Source organism: Magnetospirillum sp. UT-4 (assembly GCF_902729435.1).
Taxonomy (GTDB): Bacteria; Pseudomonadota; Alphaproteobacteria; order Rhodospirillales; family Magnetospirillaceae; genus Magnetospirillum.
The window spans coordinates 15,587-33,005 of sequence record NZ_CACVCG010000061.1 but is presented as its reverse complement, the minus strand read 5'-3'; the positions used below and the strand labels follow the sequence as shown (position 1 = coordinate 33,005).

The following is a 17,419-nucleotide window of genomic DNA, read 5'->3' as shown; positions in this document are numbered from 1 at the left end:
GGCTCTCCGAAAAATAAACCGGACCGAAGGGGGTCAAGCCCGGCCATGACGGGGAAACAGCGAAGCGCTGTCAGCCCAGGCTCTCGCCCTTTGCCGCCTTGTCCAGCAGCGCGATGGTGTTGTCGATGCCGTAGAGCTTGATGAAGCTGCCCATGCGCGGCCCCTGGTCCTGGCCCAGCAGCACCTCGTAGCAGGCCTTGAACCAGGCCTTCAGCTCGGGGAAGGCGTCGCGCTTGCCGATCTCGTAGACGGCGTTCTGGATCTCCTCGGCGGTGGCCTCGGGCGTCAGGCTCGCCAGCTTGGCCCTGAGGTCGGCGAAGGCCGCCGCCTCGTCGGGCGTGGCGGTGCGGTAGTGCTTGGCCGGCTTGACGAAGTCGCGGTAATAGGCGACGGCGCCGTCGACCAGCTTGTCGAGGATCGGCGCCGTCTCGGGCGCCGCCCCGGGGGCGTAGCGCCGGATGAAGCCCCACAGCACCGCCTTGTCCTCGGAATTGCACACCGAGGCGAGGTTGAGCAGGATGCTGAACGACAGGTGGCTGTCCTCGCGCGGCGGGGTGCCGGCATGGATGTGCCAGGCCGGGTTGTCCAGGCGCTTGGCGGCATCCTCGGATTCGAACTTGGCCAGGTAGGTCAGCCAGTCGTCCACCGAGCGCGGGATGACGTCGAAATGCAGCCGCTTGGCCGCCTTCGGCTTCTGGTACATGAACAGGGACAGGCTTTCCTGGGGGGCATAGGTCAGCCAGTCCTCCACCGCCAGGCCGTTGCCCTTGGACTTGGAGATCTTCTGGCCCTGGTCGTCCAGGAACAGCTCGTAGGTCAGGTTCATGGGCGGCGTGGCGCCGAGGATGCGGCAGATGCGGCCCGACAGCTCGACCGAGGGGATCAGGTCCTTGCCGCTCATTTCGTAATCGACGCCCAGGGCGTACCAGCGCATGGCCCAGTCGGCCTTCCACTGCATCTTGCAGGCGCCGCCGGTCACCGGCGTCTCCACCAGCCTGCCGTCGTCGCGGCGGTAGACGATGGTGCCGGCCTCGGGCCTGGTCTCGACCACCGGCACCTGCAGCACGATGCCGGTGTCGGGGCAAACGGGGAGGAACGGCGAGTAGGTCTGGCGGCGTTCGTCGCCCAGGGTCGGCAGCACCACCTTGATGACCTGGTCGTAGTGCCTCAGCACGGTCAGCAAGGCGGCGTCGAAGCGGCCCGAGGTATACCACTCGGTGGCCGACTGGAACTCGTACTCGAAGCCGAAGGCGTCCAGGAACGCCCGCAGCCGCGCGTTGTTGTGGTGGCCGAAGCTCTCGTGGGTGCCGAAGGGATCGGGGATGCGGGTCAGCGGCTTGCCCAGATGCGGCCGCAGCAGATCCTGGTTGGGGACGTTGTCGGGCACCTTCCTGAGGCCGTCCATGTCGTCGGAGAAGGCGAACAGGCGGGTCGGGATGTGCGGGGCGAGGACGCGGAAGGCATTGCGCACCATGGTGGTGCGCACCACCTCGCCGAAGGTGCCGATATGGGGCAGGCCCGAGGGGCCGTAGCCGGTCTCGAACAGCACATAGCCCTTGTCCGGGCATTGGCCCTTGAGCCGCTCGTCCAGCAGCGTCCTGGCCTCCTGGAACGGCCAGGCGGTGGAGGTGCGGGCGAGCTGGGAAAGATCGGACATGGCGGCACCCGGACGGCTGGGGGAAAGGCCGAAACCTAAGCCCGGCGGGACGGAAGGTCAACGTCCGGGCGTTGCCGCCCCCGGCGCGCCCGGCTATCCTGCCGGCGCGACGATGGAGACCTCCATGACCACCTGCCCCTGCGGCTCCGGCCGCGACTTCGATGCCTGCTGCGGTCCGCTGCTGGCCGGCGCCCCGGCGCCCGCTCCCGAGGCGCTGATGCGCGCGCGCTACGTCGCCTTCCTGCAGGCCGACATGGCCTATCTGACCCGCACCCTGGCGCCCGAAAAGCAGGCCGAGTTCGACGCCGTCGAGGTCGAGATGTCGGCCAAGGACGCCAGCGGCCTGGGCTTCGAGCTGCGCAAGGTGGAGAGCGGGGAGGACGGCACCGCCAGCGTGGAATACGTCGCCCGCTTCAAGGTGCGCGGCGAGCCCTACCTGCACCACGAACTGGCCAGCTTCCGCCACGAGAACGGCGACTGGCTGTATGTCGACGGCGAGGTCAACCCCAGGCAGGCGCCGCGCCAGGTGGAGAAGGTCGGACGCAACGACCCCTGCCCCTGCGGCTCGGGGAAGAAATACAAGAAGTGCTGCGGCGCCTGACATGGTGGAGCGCCGCTTCGCCTGCACCGCCTGCGGCAAGTGTTGCGTCGGCCGCCTGCCGCTGACCTTCGCCGAGGTGCCGCGCTTCGCCGCCATCTTCCCCATGGCGGTGGTGCTGACCCCAGTCCGCCAGGGGCACAAGGCGTTCGACACCACCGCCCGGCTGGGCCTCACGGTGCGGCTGAAGGACAAACGGCAGGTGGCGCTGCGGGTGGCGCCCAACCTGTTCCTGCCGCCGGCCGAGCCCTGCCCCTGCCGGGGCGAGGACGGGCTGTGCCGCATCCACGACAGCAAGCCGCTGCGCTGCCGCGCCATGCCGTTCCTGGCCTGGCGCGACGAGGCAGACCAGGCCGAGCTGCTGATCCCCCGCCCGGGCTGGGCCTGCGGCACCGGCCCGGACGCGCCGGTGGTCTACCGCGACAAGGCGGTGGTGGAGCGCGCCGGCTTCGATGCCGAACGGGCGGACTTGCGGGTCCAGGCGGCGCTGGTCCGCGCCTACGGCGAGATGCTCGGGCGCACCGTTCCCGGCTTCCCCGACACCGTCGCCCGCGCCGCCGCCCGGCCCAACGGCGAGGTGGTGCTGAGCCTGGCCACCCTGCTGCCCATGCTGGACTGCGACCTCACGGCCATTGCCGGCGCCCAGGCCGCCGTTCTGGCGACCGCCGCGGAGCGGACGGCCGATTCCGCCTTCCGCGCCCAATACGGCGCCTGGGAGCGCGACATGCAGCGCCTGATCCGACGCGCCGCGCAGGGCGCCATGTGATCCGCCAGCGCCGGTCCGCCCACCGTCACCTTGCCGCCGGCAAGACCAGCCGGATGGTTGTCCCCTTTCCCGGCCCCTCGGACTCCGCCCAGATGCGGCCGCCGTGGTTTTCCACGATGCGGCGGCAGATGGCGAGGCCAAGGCCGGTGCCGGGGATGTCGCTGGGGCGGTGCAGGCGCTTGAAGATGACGAAGACCTGGTCGAGATAGGCCGGATCGATGCCCATGCCGTTGTCGGCAACGGCGATCTCGATGCCGGCGGGCGTCCGTTCGCCGTGGACGCGCACCCGCAGCTTCCGTTCGGGGTGGCGGAACTTGACGGCGTTGGAGATCAGGTTCTGGACCACCTGCATCATCGGCAGTTCGACCACCGCCATCACCACGTCGCCGTCGCACTCGACGATGCTTCCGGATTCGGCGATGGCACCCTGCAGATTGGCGGCGGCGGCGGCGACCAGGTCAGAGAGTTTCACCGGTTCGCGTTCGTCCTCGAACTGGCCGGCACGGGAATATTCCAGCAGGTCGCGCACCAGATCGCGCATGCGTCGCGCGCCGCCGACGATGATGTCCAGGGATTCGCGTTCCTCGGCCCCGAGGCGCGCGCCCATCTGGCGCTCCAGCAGCTGGCAGAAGGCGACCACGTTGCGCAGCGGTTCCTGCAGGTCGTGCGAGGCGACATAGGCGAAGCGCTCCAACTCGGTGTTGGAGCGGGTCAGCTCGTCGATGGTGCGCAGCAGGCGGGCCTCGGCCTCCTTGCGTTCGCTGATGTCCTGCACGGTCCCGATCAGGTAGTCGGGCCGGCCCTCGGTGACGTTGGGGGCGCCGCGCAGTTCCACCCAGCGGTGCCGGCCGGTGCGCGACAGCAGCTCCAGTTCCATGGCGAAGGGCCGGCGTTCGGCGAAGGCCTCCTCGAAGGTGCGGCGCAGGGGCTCGCGGTACTGCGGCAGGTAGTAGTTGATGCCGGTCTCCAGAGCGGGACGGAACGCCAGCGGTTCCTCGACCATGGCGTAGACCTCGTCGGTCCAGGTCAGCGTGCCGGCCTCGGGATTGACCTTCCAGCCGCCCAGCTTTCCCACCCGCTGGGTCTCGCGCAGGAAGAACTCGCTTTCCCGCAGGCGGGTCTCGGCCCGCACCCAGTTGACGATGTCCATGGCGATGCCGGCCAGCTCGGCGACGACGGCGAGATCCTCGGCGTCGTAGTCCGCCGACTTGTTGCCCACCCCGATGACCGCCTGGAAGCCGGTCTCGCCGGGCACCGGCACCGACAGCAGCCGGGTGACCGCGGCGTGGCCCTCGGGCAGGCCGCGCCTGGCCGGCTGCGCGGCGTAGTCGTTGCAGATGACCGGCCGGCCCTGGCGCAGGCAGTCGGCCCAGACCCCCGCCTCGGCGACGGCGTAGTGCTGGCCCTTGGCCTCTGCCCTGCACATGTTGGCCAGCGTGTTGGTGGACCATGCCTGCAGCGTCAGGCTGTCCTGGTCGTCATCGACGAAGTGGAAGAACCCGATGGTGCTGGCGGTCAGACGCTCGGCGGTGTCGAGCACCTCGGTCATCAGCGCGTCGATGTCGCCGGCGCGCCCGATCTCGGACAGGTGCAGCCGCGCCTTGAGCAGGGTCTCGGCGCGGCGGCGGGCCGCCAGGTCGCGCAGGAAGGCGAAGCAGCGGCCGCCCTCGACGTCGGATACCAGGGCGGACACCTCGACGTCCCACAACGAGCCGTCCTTGCGCCGGTGGCGGCGCTCGAAGGTGGCGTCGCCGACGGTCAGGATGTCGCGAAGCCGGGCCTGGGTCTCGGCCGGGCTTTCCTCGGCATCCAGGTCGGAGATGTGCTTGCCGCGCAACTCTTCGACCGCATAGCCCGACATCCTGGCGTAGGCGGAGTTGACGTCGAGGATGGTGCCGTCCCGGTCGCACAGCCAGAAGCCGTCGCCGGTGGTCTCGATGGCTGCGCGGTAGAAGGCCTCGCGCTCGCGTATCCCCCGCTCCAACGCCTTGCGGGCGGTGATGTCGGTGATAGTGCCGACCATGCGGCACCCCTGCCCCGCTGCGTCGCGTTCGACGATGCGGCCGCGGACATGGACCCATTTGACCTCGCCGGCCTTGGTCACCATCCGGATCTCGTTGTCGTAATCGGCGACCCCGCCGCGCGCGCAGGCGTCCAGTCCCGCCAGCACGCCGGGGAGATCTTCGGGGTGGACGATGCGCGGGAGCGAGGTCGAACTGGGTTCGAACTCGCCCGGGGCATATCCCAGCAATTCGTAGTAACGATGGTTCAACAGGACCCGGTCGGCCACCAGGTCCCAGTCCCAGATCCCGTCCGTGGTGGCCTCCAGGACCAGGCGCAGGCGCTCCTCGCGTTCGCGCAGGTCCGCCTCGAGCTTCCGCCGCCCGCGCAGGTCGCGGATGATGCCGACGTTGTATTCGGTGCCATCGAAGACGATGTGGTTGGCGGCGACCTCGCAGGGGATCGGGGCGCCGTCCTTGTTGACCAGGATCGCCTCGAAGGTCAGCGCCCCCTGGATGCGCAGGGCCTGCCAATGGGCCAGCCAGTCCTCGCGCGGGAAGTTGGGCGTGAAGTCCCAGACGTATTTTTCCCGGGTTTCCTCGGCGCTGAAGCCGGACAGGTCGCTCCACGCCCGGTTGGTGTAGAGGTGGCGCCCCTCCGGGCTCAGCCAGACGGTGGCGTCGGCCATGCGCTCGGTGACGATCATGGCGAAGCGGGCTTCGCGCTCGGTCGCCTGCAGCGCGGCATGGGCCTCGGCGAGGGCGGCCAACGCGGCGTTCTTCTCGGCGATGATGCCTTCCAGATGGGCGACGTACTCGCTCTCCAGTCCCTTGACGATCTCGTGCTCGCCGACCACGCCCACCGCCCGCCCGTCGCCGTCGAGCACCACCAGATGGCGCACCTGGGCGTCCTTCAGCGCGTCCACCGCCTCCAGCAGGGTGGCATCGGCCGGGACGGTGCGCAGCGGCGAACTCATCACCTGGCCGATGGTGGGCGGCGCGTCGGCCCCGGCCTGCGACCGCAGCAGGCGGACGATGTCGCGCTCGGTGAGGATGCCGACGGGCAGGCGCCCTTCCGCCACCACCAGGCAGCTGATGCGGCGCTCGCCCATGATCGCCAGCGCCTGGGCGAGCGGGCAGTCCGGCGCCACGGTCACCACGGCGCGGGTCATGATTTCGGAAAGCGCGACAGGACGCATGGGCAATCCGCACCAACGGCGACGGCGGACATTTTCCAGCGGCCCGATGCCCGCCCCCCGGCCCGCCGGCCGACTCAACCAAAGTATAGTATGACAGCGTTCGCGGCCACAATACCCGCCGCTTGCCAACCCCGCCCCTGCCCCGCACTATGCGGCTGCGGGAGGAGAGGGGGACGATGGCCGAGGAAATCCGCATCCGTTACAGCGACTACCGGCGCGAGACGCGGGTCCGCCGCCGGCTGGTCAGCTACAGCAAGCTCACCCGCTTCGCCGCGCGCAAGCGGGCCGAGGCGGGAACGCCGCGGTGGCGGCGGGTGCATCTGGATGCGCGCGCCCGCTGGACCATCGTGTCGCCCTATCTGTGGAGCAAGGGGTCCGAGCAGGTCCGCGCGGTGGTGCCGCTGGCCCTCTACCTCGCCGCCTTCCAGTTGCTGGTGCTGCACCAGGGGGTGCGCGACCCGCTGCTGGTGCTGGGCGGGCTGGTGGCGGTGCTGGCCGGGCTGATGCTGTTCATGGAGGGCCTGCGCCTCGGCCTGATGCCGCTGGGCGAGTTGATCGGGCACGAGCTGCCGCGCAGCCGCTCGCTGCCGGTGGTGCTGGGGGTGGCCTTCGCGCTGGGTGTGGGCGTCACCTTCGCCGAGCCGGCCATCGGCGCCCTCAGGGCCGCCGGCGCCCTGGTCGAGGCGGAACGCGCGCCGTACCTCTACGCCCTGCTGGGGGCGTGGTCGCCCTATCTGGTGGCGGCGGTGGGGGCGGGCGTCGGCGTCGCCGCGGTGGTCGGCATGCTGATGTTCATCCGCGCCTGGAGCCTGAAGGGACCGGTGATGGTTCTGGTCGGCGCCGCGCTGCTGCTCACCCTGCTGCTGGCCAAGGACCCCGACCTCGCCCACGTGGTCGGCCTGGCCTGGGATTGCGGCGCGGTGACCACCGGCCCGGTGACGGTGCCGCTGGTGCTGGCGCTGGGCATCGGCGTCGCCGGCTCGGCCGGCAAGGGCGAAAGTTCGCTGACCGGCTTCGGTATCGTCACCATGGCCTCGCTGGTGCCGGTGATCGCGGTGATGCTGCTGGGCCTGGCGCTGTCCTGGACCCATACCCCCCTGGAGGCGGCGGCCCTGGGCGACGGCAGCGGCGGCGCGGGTTCGTGGCTGGACCGCAGCCCGTGGAGCGAGGCCGCCGGCGCCCTGCGCGCCATCGTGCCGCTGGTCGCCTTCCTGCTGCTGGTGGCCCGCCTGGCCCGCGCCACCATCTCCGACCGTCTGGTGGTGGGGGTGGGCGTGGCCTTCGCCCTGGCCGGCATGATCCTGTTCAACCTGGGCCTGACCTATGGCCTGGCCAATTTGGGGGCGCAGTCGGGCACCGCGGTGCCGGGCGCCTTCGCCGCCGTGCCGTCGGTGGCCGGCTCGCCCATGTACGAATTCGCCCTGGGGGTATTGGTGGCGGTGCTGTTCGCCGCCGCCCTGGGCTTCGGCGCCACCATCGCCGAGCCGGCGCTGAACGCCATGGGGACCACCGTCGAGACCCTGTCCAACGGCGCCTTCGGCAAGTCCATGCTGATCTACGCGGTGTCGGGCGGAGTCGCCGCCGGGCTGGCCCTGGGCACCGCCAAGCTGGTGTTCGGGCTGCCGCTGTGGTGGTTCCTGCTGCCCGGCTACGTGGTGGCGCTGCTGATGACCTGGGCCTCGAGCGAGACCTTCACCGCGGTGGCCTGGGATGCCGCCGGAGTCACCACCGGGCCGGTGACGGTGCCGCTGGTGCTGGCCATGGGCCTGGCCTTCGGCGGCGCGGTCGGGGCCACCGAGGGTTTCGGCGTGCTGGCCCTGGCCTCGCTGGGGCCGATCGTCGCGGTGCTGGCCATGGGCCTGGCCATCACCATCCGCCAGCGCGCCGCCGCCCCGGCCGTTCCCCACGGCACCGTGACGGTCGAGGAGGTGCATCCATGAGCCTGACCATCCCCATTCTCACCGACGTCCACCTGATCACCTGCATCGTCCAGCGCGGCCGCGCCGACGCGGTGGTCCAGGCCGCCATCGAGGCCGGCGCCGAGGGCGCCACCATCCACTACGCCCGCGGCACCGGCCTGCGCGAGAAGCTGGGCCTGTGGTCCATCGCGGTGAACGCCGAGAAGGAGGTGGTGACCATCGCCGTCAGCCGCGAGCAGCTGAACTTCGTGTTCGAGCGCATGTTCCTGGCCGGCAAGCTGGACACTCCCGGCATGGGCTTCATCTACGTCACCCCGGTGGAGAAGGCGGCCACCCACATCCCGCCCGACATCCTGGAGAAGATCGTTGGCGAGCGCTGAGGCCTGGCGCCTGATCCACTGCGTGGTGTTCGGCGGCGCGTCGCGCCCCTTCCTGTCGCGGCTGGCGCGCGAGAAGGACATCTGGAACGTCTTCTACACCGGCGCGCGCCGCGCCGCCGCCGACCACACCCGCACCCGCGGCCGCATCGCCCGCTTCGTCGAGAACGAGGAGATCTTCATCCTGGTGCCGGCCGAGCGCACCGCCGAGATCATGGAATTCTGCTGGCTGCAGCTGGAGATGGACCAGCCCGGCCGCGGCGTCATCAACATCATCGACGTCACCGCCGCCCACCCCTTCGTCATGCCGGAGGGAACGCTGGAGGCGGGGTGAGGGAGTAACGGAAATACGGGATTTCCTTGACATTGTTCTCTTTATGTTCTAAATAGGGATCGGCATCACCACGACCACGCCCGGACCGCGCCAGCGGTGCCGGGCGTTTTGTTTTTCCAACCCGTCCCGGGGCCGATGCTCCCCGAAAGGAGCCTGCCATGACGTTCCCCTTCCCCCTGACCGAGAAGAACCTGCGCAAGGCGGTCAGCGACCCGCGCTACTACAAGTCCCGCCATCCGGAATCGCAATCCTGGCGCGACATGGTGTCGCGCGGCTGGGCCACCCTGTACCCGGACGAGACCATGCGCGGCGACCATACCGACGCGCTGCCGCGCCACCAGGGGCCGGACGGCCACATCTATGCGTCGGACGGCACGCTGGTGGCCCAGGGCGGACCGGTGCATGTGCGCGCCCATACCCGCATGGTCGATGGCGTGCCGGTGATGGTCGAAGCCCACGACCGCGAACCGCCGCCCCCCGGCATGGGCGGTGCGGGGGACGGGCCTGCGCCCAAAGACACCCAGAACTTTCTGTTGAAAAAGGGCATGGAAGGCAAGCCGATGCCGATGCCGGAGCGTACCAACCAGCCCGACTACGTGCAGCTTATGGCCGACAAAGGCAGTGCCGGCGGCGATGGCGGAGACGGCGAGGGTGGAGACGGCGGCGGCGACACGGCGCCGCCGGCGGACGGGGGCGGCGAAGACGGCCAGCCCCCCGCACCGGGGGATCAGGCACCCGGCGAGATCGGGTCCGGTCCGGAGGGCCTCGGTCCGCAGATCGCGGACGGGTCCCAGCCGCCGGCCCAGGATTCGTCGTCGTCTCCATCGCCCCTGCAGGCGAAGGACTCGGTCGATGCGCTGTTGGAGAAGGCCGCCGCACAAGGTGGATGGCTTTCGGCCGGTGCGGACAAGGGCAGCAAGGAATGCGTCGCCCTGGTCAAGGCCGCCGTGCCCGAACTGGGGCCGACGCGGGACTGGAAGGCGGGCGACCTGGTGGGACCCGACACCAAGCCCGGCACGCCCATCGCCACCGGCTGGGACAAGAACGGCAACTACCCCAGCAAGCCGAGCGGCAATCACGCCGGAATTTTCGTGGAATGGGATAAGGGAACCGGCCAGATAAAGATTCTCGACCAGAATTCCGGCCCCGTCTCCAGCCGCCCCGGCAGAGGTGAAAAGCCCGCCGAGGTCAGGCCTGTTTCCCCCGGTGACTACCGCATCATCCAGCGCCGGTGACTGTCATCGCCGATCAATCAGGTGCAGAGACGGCCGCTCGTCCTTATGGATGGGCGGCCAATACTCCAACACCGTCATTTGGTCTGGCGAAAACCATTGCAGCTTGAAGAAAAAGCTATTCGGCGACGCCTGATGCAGGACCCTGTGCCTGAAATCGAACCCGAACGCATAGACTGCACTGCCTGCGTCGTCATAATCATCGGACACCAGGACGATCTCGCGGGGCCGCTCCGTGTCACCCCAAAAAGCGATCTCGAACCGCCGTCCCGGCCGCACCAGAACCAGCCGGCCCGCCTCCTCGTCCAAATCATAGCCGTCGCGTGCGGCGAAGTCGCGAATCTGACCAGCCGTCATGTCGAGACCGATGCCGAACAGCCGCAGTTCCACGCTGACGGGCGCGGCGACCTGCCAGGCCACCTCTCCGAGGGCACGGTCGGGCTCAGGCCTGGTTTCGCACGTAAAAGGAACCTTGTGCCGCCAGCTTCCCGGAATTTTCTCCGACGTGCATTTCCGGACGGAACCGGGAACCTTCAGCGTGACCCTGCGCCAGGACCTATATTTTTCCGGCCCGTAGGCGCAATCCATTTGGACTGAACCCGGCTTGGTATCCGACAAATCGTCGATCCAGGGGATGTCGCCGTTCGCCACCATGCTCCAATCGACCCAGACGCTGTTGTAACTCAACGGCAGCGGCTTTCCCGGCCCCGGCCATGTGGGCGGGCAGGCGATTTTGTACGTCAACTCCGCTTCGGCGCCCCTTGCGGGCGTGTTGCCCGCCAGACCCGCCGCCAAAATCCCGAACAGGAACAACCGAAGCTTGACCATGGCTAAAGATATCATAGTTCCGAGGGAAAGTTGACGCGGGACTGGAAGGCGGGCGACCTGGTGGGACCCGACACCAAGCCCGGCACGCCCATCGCCACCGGCTGGGACAAGAACGGCAACTCCCCCAGCAAGCCGAGCGGCAATCACGCCGGAATTTTCGTGGAATGGGACAAGGGAACCGGCCAGATAAAGATTCTCGACCAGAATTCCGGCCCCGTCTCCAGCCGCCCCGGCAGAGGTGAAAAGCCCGCCGAGGTCAGGCCCGTTTCTCCGGGTAATTACCGGATCATCCAGCGCCGGTGACGTTCATCGCTGATCGATCAAGTGCAGAGACGGTCGCTCGCCCTCCTGGACGGGCGGCCAATACTCCAGGACCGTTCTTCGGTCCGGTGAAAACCATTGCCACTTGCTGATGCCGATATTGGGGGGAATGAAATGCAGTGTCCTGAGCTTGAAATCGAACCCGAACGCATAGACTGCATTGCCTAAGCCGTCATAATCATCGGACACCAGGACGATCTCGCGGGGCCGCTCCGTGTCACCCCAAAAAGCGATCTCGAACCGCCGTCCCGGCCGCACCAGAACCAGCCGGCCCGCCTCCTCGTCCAAATTATAGCCGTCGCGTGCGGCGAAATCGCGAATCTGACCAGCCGTCATGTCGAGACCGATGCCGAACAGCCGCAGTTCGACGCTGACCGGCGCGGCGACCTGCCAGGCCACCTCTCCGAGGGCACGGTCGGGCTCAGGCCTGGTTTCGCACGTAAAAGGAACCTTGTGCCGCCAACTTCCCGGAATTTGCTCCGACGTGCATTTCCGGACGGAACCGGGAACCTTCAGCGTGACCCTGCGCCAGGACCTATATTTTTCCGGCCCGTAGGCGCAATCCATCTGGATGGTCCCCGGCCTGGTATTCGATAGGTCGTCTATCAAGGGGATGTCCCCGGTGGTCGAAAAGGTCCAGTCGATCCAGACGTCGTTGTAACTCAACGGCAGCGGCTTTCCCGGCCCCGGCCATGTGGGCGGGCAGGCGATTTTGTACGTCAACTCCGCTTCGGCGCCCCTTGCGGGCGTGTTGCCCGCCAGACCCGCCGCCAAAATCCCGAACAGGACCAACCGAAGCTTGACCATGGCTAAAGATATCACAGTACCGAGGGAAGGTTGATGCGGTACGTTTCGCCAAAGGACGGCGACGGCACCCCCTTGGCGATCCTCGGCGCCCGGGTCGAAGCGGCGCAGGAAATAAGAGATGGATAGGTGGGGGTCAGTGAAAGCCCCCACCTAACTCCCCTCAATCATCGTCCTCCGCCCCTTCTGACGAATAATAAAGTACACGCCAGTTGTCGCCGTCCTTGCGAAGGATCCATTCTGTCCCGTCGAAATAGGGGAAACGGCAATACCCGTCTACGCAGGAATACTCATCCAAAATCAATAAAACATCACCTGGAACAGAAATGTCCATGCGCCCCATTGGCCCGTAGTCAGACAGCTCCAACACCTTTGCTGAGCGGAATTTGTAATAATATGATTGCTCTTCATCCTCAGAAACTTGGTTGAAATCCCAAACCATGTCGCAGAAGGCGGGGACCTTTTTTGCCCAGCACCCCAGCAGCGTCTCAACGGCGCATAGTGGTGTTCGCGGCGTCCCGATGCATTGGCTGTCGGCATGTGTCCGGGTCATGGACCGAACACCTTCAAACCCCTTCAGCATGTCATCGGCATGCGCGGCACCAGGGACGGCAAGTGTCATTGCCGCCGCCACCGAAATCCAGAACAGGAACAACCAAAGCTTGGTCATGTCCGAAGGATACCACAGCACCGAGGGAAAATAGATGCGGGACGTCCGTGTCGGCCGACCCCTCAGCGCAGCATCAGCTTGACCACCAGCACTTCCGCCACCAGCTCGCCGCCGGGTTCCTTGCGCACGATGTCGAGCGCGATGGCCTTCAGGGTCGAGGCCGGGTTGCCGGTCGAGAATTCCTCCCACGACATGGCGGACAGCGCGTGGGTGATCTTCTCGGCGATGCGCTTGTCCAGCTTGGCCTCGGGCGAGATCAGAACGGCGGTGAGGTCGGCGTTGACCACGTGGAACAGGCCGTTCTGGTCCCAGAACTCGACCACGATGGAGCCGATCTTGGCATAGGCGGGGCCGCCCTTGCTGGCGGCGGCGGCGGGGCCGGCGGCCAGGGGCAGCAGGGCGGCGGCCAGCAGCAGGGCGCGGCGCGCGATCACGGCCGGTCCTCGGCCAGCACCACCCGCGCCTCGGCCAGTTCGGCGCCCATCAGGCGGATGTTGCCCAGCAACGCGCCGACCACCGCCTGCACCGCCTCGGGCGCCTGGTGCAGCTGGGCGGTCAGGCGGTCCTTGCCGATCACCACGCAGGCGGTCTCCTCCTCGGCCTGGGCCGAGGCCATGCGCGGCTGGTCGTCGATCAGCGCCATCTCGCCGAAGATGCCGCCCTGGACCACGGTGCCCAGCGGCACCGGCTTGCCCTTCACCGTCTTGAACACGGCGACGCGGCCGTATTCGACCACATAGGCCTCGTGCCCCGGCTCGCCCTCGGCGAAGATCCGGGTGCCGGCGGCGAACACCTTGCGGCGCGAACTGGCGACGTCCTGCATGGCAAGTCTCCCCTGGAAAGCCCCTGTTTTTTCCGTCATTCCCGCGCAGGCGGGAATCCATGCCTCGGCACACTCTGTATTGCGGTCATATCGCCCTGTTGCCCCCGCATGGACCCCCGCCTTCGCGGGGGTGACGAATCAGAGGGTGGCAAACAGCGTTTTTCCGCTCCCTGCTAAATCGCCCGCCGGGCGGAGAAGTTCTTCGGCACCAGCACGGTGTTCTGGGCCGGCGCGATCACGTCGGTGCCGGGATAGTCGATGGTGAAGTGCAGGCCGCGGCTTTCCCGCCGCGCCAGGGCCGAGCGCACGATCAGATCGGCGACCATGGCCAGGTTGCGCAGTTCCAGCAGGTCCGAGGTGACGCGGAAGGTGCCGTAATACTCGGCGATCTCGTTGAGCAGCAGCTTGACCCGGTGCTTGGCCCGCTCCAGCCGCTTGGTCGAGCGCACGATGCCGACATAGTCCCACATGAAGCGGCGCAGCTCGTCCCAGTTGTGGGCGACCACCACCTCCTCGTCGGAATCGGTGACCCAGCTTTCGTCCCAGGCCGGGATCACCGGCGGCGCCGGCAGGCTGCCCAGGCGCTGGGCCAGGTCGGCGGCGGCCGAGGCGCCGAACACCAGGCATTCCAGCAGCGAGTTGGAGGCCAGGCGGTTGGCTCCGTGCAGGCCGGTGCTGGCGACCTCGCCGACGGCGTAGAGGCCGTCCACGTCGGTCCGCCCGCTCAGATCGGTGAGCACGCCGCCGCAGGTGAAATGGGCGGCCGGCACCACCGGGATCGGCTCGCGCGCCGGGTCGATGCCGTATTGCCGGCAGGTGGCCAGGATGTTGGGGAAATGGCTGGCCAGGAAGTCCTCGGACTTGTGGCTGATGTCGAGATAGACGCACTCGCAGCCCAGCCGCTTCATGACGTCGTCGATGGCGCGCGCCACGATGTCGCGCGGCGCCAGCTCGCCCCGGGCATCGTACTCGTCCATGAAGCGGGTGCCGTCGGGGCGCAGCAGCCTGCCGCCCTCGCCGCGCACCGCCTCGGAGATCAGGAACGACTTGGCCTTGGGGTGGTACAGGCAGGTGGGGTGGAACTGGCTGAATTCCATGTTGGCGACGCGGCAGCCGGCGCGCCAGGCCATGGCGATGCCGTCGCCGGTGGAGCCGTCGGGATTGGTGGAATAGAGGTAGACGCGCGAGGCGCCGCCGCTGGCCAGCGCCACCGCGCGGGCGGGGAAGCCGCGCACCCGGCCGCTGGCGCGGTCCAGCCCGTAGACCCCGACGCAGCGGCCCAGGCGGCCGCCGCCCAGGCGCTCGCGGATCAGGTCGATGGCGTTGTGGCCCTCGAACACTTCCGCCGACGAGGCCCGCACCCGCTCCATCAGCGTGGTCTGCATGGCCCGGCCGGTGGCGTCGGCGGAGTGGATGACGCGGCGGTGGGAGTGACCGCCCTCGCGGGTCAGGTGATAGACGGCGCCGTCGCGATCGAACGCCACCCCTTGGGCGATCAGCCAGTCGATGCCCTCGCGCGCCCGCTCGACGGTGAACTGCACGGTATCGACGTTGCACAGGCCGGCGCCGGCCCCCAGCGTGTCGATGATGTGCGATTCGGTGGAATCGGCGGCGTCCAGCACGGCGGCGATGCCGCCCTGGGCGTACATGGTCGAGCCTTCCGACAGCGGTCCCTTGGCCAGGATGGCGATTCGGGCGTCGGGCTTCAGTTCCAGCAGCCTGAGCGCCAGGGTCAGGCCGGCGCCGCCCGAGCCCACCACCACCAGATCGTAGGACGCGGTCATGGCCTTCAGCTCCAGTCCAGTCCGATGTCGGCGGCCGGCGCCGACTGGGTGATGCGGCCCACCGAGACGAAGTCGACCCCGGTCTGGGCGATGGCGCGGATGGTGTCCAGGGTCACCCCGCCCGAGGCCTCGGTCTTGGCCCGTCCGGCCACCACCGCCACGGCGCGGCGCAGCATGTCGGGTCCCATGTTGTCCAGCAGCACGATGTCGGCCCCCGCCGCCACCGCCTCGGCGACCTGGTCCAGGGTGTCGCACTCGGCCTCCACGTTGGGCAGGCCGGCGGCCTTGGCGGCCCGCACCGCGGCGCCGATGCCGCCGCACACGGCGATGTGGTTGTCCTTGATCAGCACGCCATCGTAAAGGCCCATGCGGTGGTTGCGGGCCCCGCCGCAGACGGTGGCGTATTTCGACAGTTTGCGCAGGCCGGGAATGGTCTTGCGGGTGTCGAGCAGGGTGCAGCCGGTGCCCTCGATGCGCCGGGCGTAGGTGCGGGCCAGGGTGGCGATGCCCGACATCAGCTGCAGCAGGTTCAGCGCCGTGCGCTCGGCGGTGAGCATGCCGCGGGCCGGCCCCTCGATCTCGGCCAGCACGGTGCCCGGCCCGACCTCGGCGCCGTCCTCGACGCGGGGGCTGAAGCGGCAATCCGGCACCACCGCGCGGAAGGCCTCGGCCGCCACCGGCAGGCCGGCCACCACCATGTCGTGGCGGGCCTGCATCACCCCGGTGAAGCGCAGCCCGGCCGGAATCACATGGGCCGAGGTGATGTCGCCCCGCTCGATATCGTCGCCGCCCACATCCTCGGCCAGCGCGGCGGCGATCACCCGGCGGGCATCGGCGAGGTCCAGATCAGGCGGCATTGGGGGTGCCCGCCTTGGGTCCGGACGACATCGGGACCGAGGCGCTCATCTCCAGCATGCGCTCCAGCGGCTTCAGCGCGCGGACCCGCAGATCCTCGGGGATGGCGATGGCCGGCGCGCGATTGAGCATGGCCAGGTAGATCTTCTCCAGGGTGTTCTTGGCCATGAACGGGCAATCCGCGCACGAGCAGCCGCCATCGGCGCCGGGGGCCGGGATGAAGGTCTTGTGCGGGGCGGCCTTGCTCATCTGGTGGATGATGTGGGGCTCGGTGGCGATGATGAATTCGGCACCGTCCGATGTCAGCACGAAGTCCAGCAGGCCGCGGGTCGAGCCGATGTGGTCGGCATGGGCCAGGATGGAATCGGGGCATTCCGGATGGGCCGCCACCAGGGCCTGCGGGTGGCGGACCTTCAGCTTGATCAGCTCCTTTTCCGAGAACTGCTCGTGGATGATGCAGCTGCCCGGCCACAGGGTGAGGTCGCGGCCGGTCTTCCTCGCCACGTAGGCGCCCAGGTGGCGGTCGGGGGCGAACAGGATGGGCCGGTCCTTGGGCAGGGCGTTGACGATGATCTCGGCGTTGGACGAGGTGACGATGACGTCGGACAGCGCCTTCACCTCGGCCGAGCAGTTGATGTAGGTCACCGCGATGTGGTCGGGGTGCTTGTCGCGGAACGCCTTGAACGTTTCGGCGCGGCAGGATTCCTCGAGGCTGCAGCCGGCCTCGGCATCGGGGATCACCACGGTCTTGCCGGGCGACAGGATCTTCGCCACCTCGCCCATGAAGCGCACGCCGCAGAACACGATCATCTCGGCCTCGGTGGCGGCGGCCTTGCGCGACAGATCCAGCGAATCGCCGACGAAGTCGGCCAGGTCCTGGATCTCGCCCTCCTGGTAGTAATGGGCCAGGATCACCGCGTTCTTCTCGCGGCGCAGGCGGTCGATGGCATCGACCAGATCGAGGGTGGGATCGATGTCGGCTTCGGTGAGTGCACCGGTCATCGGCAGCACGACGGTATCTGTCATGGACTTCGGGGACCTCGTTGCCGGGAGCGCGTGCCCCCGCATGGTTGCGTCGAACGTGAAGTAAGTACGATTTTCGCCGGGAATGGCAATGTCCTATCGCACGCGCCGCGAATTGCCCGGGCGCCATCCCCGCAAGCCTTCGGCATAACGCCTATGGCGTCTGTCCGATTTCCTCGGAGCACCCCCTTGGCCCATTATACTTTGGGTTAGGAAAAAGGGGTTGGGC

17 protein-coding genes are annotated in these 17,419 nt (G+C 68.3%); 7 read left to right on the top strand and 10 right to left on the bottom strand.

The features are described from left to right. Positions 1-70 precede the first annotated feature (70 nt). Positions 71-1,657: a lysine--tRNA ligase gene (locus MTBUT4_RS10380; RefSeq protein ID WP_173979619.1), complete on the bottom strand. Its 1,587-nt coding sequence runs from the start codon at positions 1,655-1,657 to the stop codon at positions 71-73. A 124-nt stretch (positions 1,658-1,781) separates the two neighbouring features. Between MTBUT4_RS10380 and MTBUT4_RS10375 the strand changes: the two genes are divergently transcribed. Continuing rightward, positions 1,782-2,258 carry a YchJ family protein gene (locus MTBUT4_RS10375; protein ID WP_173979618.1) on the top strand — a complete coding sequence of 159 codons (477 nt, stop codon included), beginning with the start codon at positions 1,782-1,784 and terminating at the stop codon, positions 2,256-2,258. Between the two features lies 1 nt (position 2,259). Continuing rightward, positions 2,260-3,021 (top strand): YkgJ family cysteine cluster protein, encoded by a 762-nt coding sequence (locus tag MTBUT4_RS19805; protein ID WP_173979617.1) that lies wholly within the window; start codon positions 2,260-2,262, stop codon positions 3,019-3,021. A gap of 25 nt (positions 3,022-3,046) precedes the next feature. On the opposite strand, the gene MTBUT4_RS10365 is transcribed toward MTBUT4_RS19805, so the two are convergent. Continuing rightward, complete coding sequence (locus MTBUT4_RS10365) at positions 3,047-6,220, bottom strand: PAS domain S-box protein (protein ID WP_173979616.1); 3,174 nt, start codon at positions 6,218-6,220, stop codon at positions 3,047-3,049. A 176-nt stretch (positions 6,221-6,396) separates the two neighbouring features. Here MTBUT4_RS10365 and MTBUT4_RS10360 point away from each other — a divergent pair, with 176 nt between their 5' ends. The 4 genes from MTBUT4_RS10360 (at position 6,397) to MTBUT4_RS10345 (ending at position 10,085) form a co-directional block, all read left to right on the top strand. Continuing rightward, positions 6,397-8,160: a DUF1538 domain-containing protein gene (locus MTBUT4_RS10360; RefSeq protein ID WP_173979615.1), complete on the top strand. Its 1,764-nt coding sequence runs from the start codon at positions 6,397-6,399 to the stop codon at positions 8,158-8,160. After that, positions 8,157-8,519: a P-II family nitrogen regulator gene (locus MTBUT4_RS10355; protein WP_173979614.1), complete on the top strand. Its 363-nt coding sequence runs from the start codon at positions 8,157-8,159 to the stop codon at positions 8,517-8,519. Before MTBUT4_RS10360 ends, MTBUT4_RS10355 begins: the two co-directional genes overlap by 4 nt. Next, on the top strand, positions 8,506-8,850 hold the full coding sequence (locus MTBUT4_RS10350; RefSeq protein WP_173979613.1) for a hypothetical protein: 345 nt from the start codon (positions 8,506-8,508) through the stop codon (positions 8,848-8,850). The genes MTBUT4_RS10355 and MTBUT4_RS10350 overlap by 14 nt, the downstream gene beginning before the upstream one ends. Positions 8,851-9,008: 158 nt before the next feature. Beyond that, the gene (locus MTBUT4_RS10345) at positions 9,009-10,085 is read left to right on the top strand and encodes a BPSL0067 family protein (protein WP_173979612.1); all 1,077 of its coding nucleotides are present in this window, start codon (positions 9,009-9,011) and stop codon (positions 10,083-10,085) included. Positions 10,086-10,088: 3 nt separating this feature from the next. Here the strand turns inward: MTBUT4_RS10345 and MTBUT4_RS10340 are convergent, their stop codons facing one another. Then, a complete protein-coding gene (locus tag MTBUT4_RS10340) occupies positions 10,089-10,910 on the bottom strand; it encodes a hypothetical protein (RefSeq protein WP_173979611.1) in 822 nt (273 codons plus the stop codon). Between the two features lie 30 nt (positions 10,911-10,940). Between MTBUT4_RS10340 and MTBUT4_RS10335 the strand changes: the two genes are divergently transcribed. Continuing rightward, entirely contained in the window at positions 10,941-11,213 is a 273-nt protein-coding gene (locus tag MTBUT4_RS10335) for a hypothetical protein (RefSeq protein ID WP_173979610.1), read from the top strand. A 3-nt stretch (positions 11,214-11,216) separates the two neighbouring features. Here MTBUT4_RS10335 and MTBUT4_RS10330 read toward each other — a convergent pair whose 3' ends face one another. From MTBUT4_RS10330 to nadA, 7 genes are all read right to left on the bottom strand, one after another. Continuing rightward, positions 11,217-12,038, bottom strand: a complete 822-nt coding sequence (locus MTBUT4_RS10330; RefSeq protein WP_173979609.1) for a hypothetical protein — start codon at positions 12,036-12,038, stop codon at positions 11,217-11,219. A gap of 160 nt (positions 12,039-12,198) precedes the next feature. Next, the gene (locus MTBUT4_RS10325; RefSeq protein ID WP_173979608.1) at positions 12,199-12,705 is read right to left on the bottom strand and encodes a hypothetical protein; all 507 of its coding nucleotides are present in this window, start codon (positions 12,703-12,705) and stop codon (positions 12,199-12,201) included. Between the two features lie 62 nt (positions 12,706-12,767). Continuing rightward, on the bottom strand, positions 12,768-13,139 hold the full coding sequence (locus MTBUT4_RS10320) for a hypothetical protein (RefSeq protein WP_173979607.1): 372 nt from the start codon (positions 13,137-13,139) through the stop codon (positions 12,768-12,770). Then, a complete protein-coding gene (locus MTBUT4_RS10315; RefSeq protein WP_173979606.1) occupies positions 13,136-13,528 on the bottom strand; it encodes a Crp/Fnr family transcriptional regulator in 393 nt (130 codons plus the stop codon). Before MTBUT4_RS10315 ends, MTBUT4_RS10320 begins: the two co-directional genes overlap by 4 nt. A 173-nt stretch (positions 13,529-13,701) precedes the next feature. Next, a complete protein-coding gene (nadB, locus tag MTBUT4_RS10310) occupies positions 13,702-15,312 on the bottom strand; it encodes an L-aspartate oxidase (RefSeq protein ID WP_173979605.1) in 1,611 nt (536 codons plus the stop codon). Between the two features lie 5 nt (positions 15,313-15,317). Next, positions 15,318-16,169 (bottom strand): carboxylating nicotinate-nucleotide diphosphorylase, encoded by an 852-nt coding sequence (gene nadC / locus MTBUT4_RS10305; protein WP_173979604.1) that lies wholly within the window; start codon positions 16,167-16,169, stop codon positions 15,318-15,320. Further along, the gene (nadA, locus tag MTBUT4_RS10300) at positions 16,159-17,193 is read right to left on the bottom strand and encodes a quinolinate synthase NadA (RefSeq protein ID WP_173979603.1); all 1,035 of its coding nucleotides are present in this window, start codon (positions 17,191-17,193) and stop codon (positions 16,159-16,161) included. Before nadA ends, nadC begins: the two co-directional genes overlap by 11 nt. Positions 17,194-17,419: the final 226 nt, after the last annotated feature.